At 69.4% G+C, this 2,627-nt stretch carries 2 protein-coding genes; both read right to left on the bottom strand.

Features of this window, described 5'->3' with window-relative positions:
- The coding region (locus WU80_RS24525) for an AAA family ATPase (protein WP_156371884.1) at nucleotides 1-1,165 on the bottom strand (1,165 nt) is incomplete at its 3' end.
- A complete protein-coding gene (locus WU80_RS24520) occupies nucleotides 1,162-2,313 on the bottom strand; it encodes an exonuclease SbcCD subunit D (RefSeq protein ID WP_055405671.1) in 1,152 nt (383 codons plus the stop codon). The genes WU80_RS24520 and WU80_RS24525, both read right to left, overlap by 4 nt.
- Nucleotides 2,314-2,627 lie beyond the last annotated feature (314 nt).

Genomic DNA, 2,627 nt, shown 5'->3' with positions numbered 1-2,627 from the left:
TGGCGATCTCGCCCAGCGCCGCGCACACTTGGTCGCGGTTTTGTTGGATGGCGTCAACCTTGGCCAGCCGGGCGCTCAACCGCTCGGCCTCGTCGCGATTGGCGAGCTGAGCCACGGTGTTGCGGGCGGATTCGGCGCGGCGTTGTAGGTCCGCAAGGGCTTCGGCGGCTTCCTGAGCCGCGGCGGCGGCGGTCTGGGCGTCGACCTGGGCCACCCCGCACGCTTCGACGGCCTCCAGTGCCTGGGCCTCGGCGGCCGCGACAGCGGCTGTGCGGGCGTCGATTTCGGCGAGTAGTTGCAGCCGCGCGTTGTGCGCGGTTGTCGCCGCGGCGCTCGTCGCCACCGCGGCAGTCGCGACCAACCCGGCCTCGCGCGCCTGGCCGGTCAGTTCGGCGATCCTTTCCGCGGCCTCCTGCGCGGCGACGAGCCGGGGGCCTGCGGCGACGCGTTGCTGCTCGAGCTCGGCCACCTGTTCGGTCAGGACGGCGTGCCGATTCACCCGCTCGTCGACCTCGGCGACCGCCGCGGCGCATTCCGCCACCGCGGCCTCGGCGTCGGCCAGCCGGGTGATCGCCGCGGCCCATTCACCGGTGGGACGCCCGGTCGGGGTGAAGTAGCGCCCATACTCCGCGTCGATGCGTTCGATGAGCAACGGCTCGGTGCCGGACAGCGCGCCGGTGTCGCCGGCGGCCACATCGAGCGCACGCGACAGCGCGTCGCAGCCCGATAAATCCACCGCGGCCGTCGACGCGGACTGCAGCACCCGCTGGGCATGCCACAGGTCGCTGTCCACCGTTTCGGCGAGCATCGCGCGGACCCGTTCGTGCGCCTCGTCGCCGGTGAGCTGCTCGTGGTGCGGCGCCTGAATCGTCAGCTCGGTTTCGCATTTCTTGTGGAACCGCTTGCGATAGACGAATCGATAAGGGCCGCAACTCAGTTCGGCGCTCACCTCGGAGCCGACGTCGCTGTGGGTGGGCTTGACCTGCTTGACTTCCTTCTTCGTCGAGCGGTCCCTGGCCTCCAGCAGCAGGTCCAAGGCTTCGATCATCGACGACTTGCCGACCTCGTTGGCGCCGCACAGCACGACGACGCCGTGGTCGGGGAAGTCGATCTCGCGGTGCGTGATGCCGCGGTAGTTCGTCAGGATCAGGCGGTGCAACTTCATGCGGCGCCCCGATCGGTGAGGCGTAGTAGTAATGCCAGCGCGGCCTGCGCGTCGACGGCGTGCTCGGAGTCTCCCTCGCGGGCGGTGGCCACCAGTTCGTCGACGGCCGCGGCGGCGAATCCCCCGATGCCGAGGTCGCTGAATTCGCCGTCGGCCGGGATGACCGCCAGGTCGGTGCGGCGGTCCCACAGGCCGAGCCAGGCGTACAAGCGGGAGTACTTGTCCAGACACGCATCCAGCGCGGCGCGGTCGGTGACCGTCAGCGATCCGGTGAGCGCCAACCGCACCACGGTGCGCTCCTTGTCGGTCATCAGGTCCAGATTCAGGTCCAGGTCGGCGATGTCGCGGCTGGTGTCGACCTGCCGGTGCATGGTGACGAACCGCCAGCGGCCGACGTGCCGCGGCTCCACCGTGACGGGGCGGCGCGGGTCGGCTTCGTCGATCTCGACGATGAGGACATGGCCCGGGTCCGATTCGACGTCGTCGAAGTTGGTGACCTCCGGCGCGCCCGAATACCAGACCCGGCCACTGTTGCCGACCTCGGTGCGCGAATGCTTGTCCCCCAGTGCGACATAGTGCACGGCGCCGGCCGCCAGCGCGTCCTCGAGCGCGGCGAGCCGGATCAGGGAGGGCTTGTCGCGATCGGGGTCGAGGATGTCGACCCCGCCGTGGGCGACGAGGATGCGGGTGACGGGCCCGGGCGTCAGGCCGCCGAGAACTTCCGCAACCAAATCGGTGGTGGGGGCCTTGGATCGCCACGGCGCGGCGACGATCTCCAGACCGGGCCGCACCTGATGGATGCCGGCCCGGTCGAGCACCACCACGTTGTCGGGGCGTTCGGCGGCGAACAGCGCGCTGGTGTAGACCGACGAGGCATCCAGCGGGTCGTGGTTGCCCGGCAGCAGGTAGACCGGAATCCCGATGGCGCGCATGGCTTCCAGGCTCTGCCCGACGACCTGCGGGGGAAGCTGATTGTGCTCGAAGACATCGCCGGACACCACGACGAACTCGGCGCACACCTCCGCCGCCAGCGCTCCCAGACCGGCCACCGCGTCGCGCCGGGCCGCGGAGTAGCGCGGCTGGGCGTCACCGGCAAGGAAGTGCCGCGTCATGCCGAGCTGCCAGTCGGCGGTGTGCAGGAATCGCATGGCGGCGGCCCCCTTTCGAACTGCGTGGTTATCCGGGCATCGCGAGCTTAAGTCCGCGCACCGACAAGACGCGGGACCTCGCCCGGCAGGTCTCCGAGCGGGTATTTTGCGGCTTTTTGGTCCGGCGGCCGCACGGCTCGGGCGAAGTTTTGAAAGTTTTTGCGCGAGTGTGTATCTGTGGCGATTCTCGGGCGCATTTTTGTCGGTGGGGGTCATTAGGTTCGGGGGTATGAGTCCAAGCGGTCATCCAGACGTCGACGCGGTGTTCGACGATCTCGATGCCGTCTTGGCCCGTGTCCGCGCACTGCCGGTGG

The organism is Mycobacterium sp. UM_11 (genome assembly GCF_001414075.1).
GTDB lineage: Bacteria > Actinomycetota > Actinomycetes > Mycobacteriales > Mycobacteriaceae > Mycobacterium.
The sequence above is the reverse complement of the archived record's forward strand: the minus strand, read 5'-3'. Positions and strand labels throughout refer to the sequence as shown.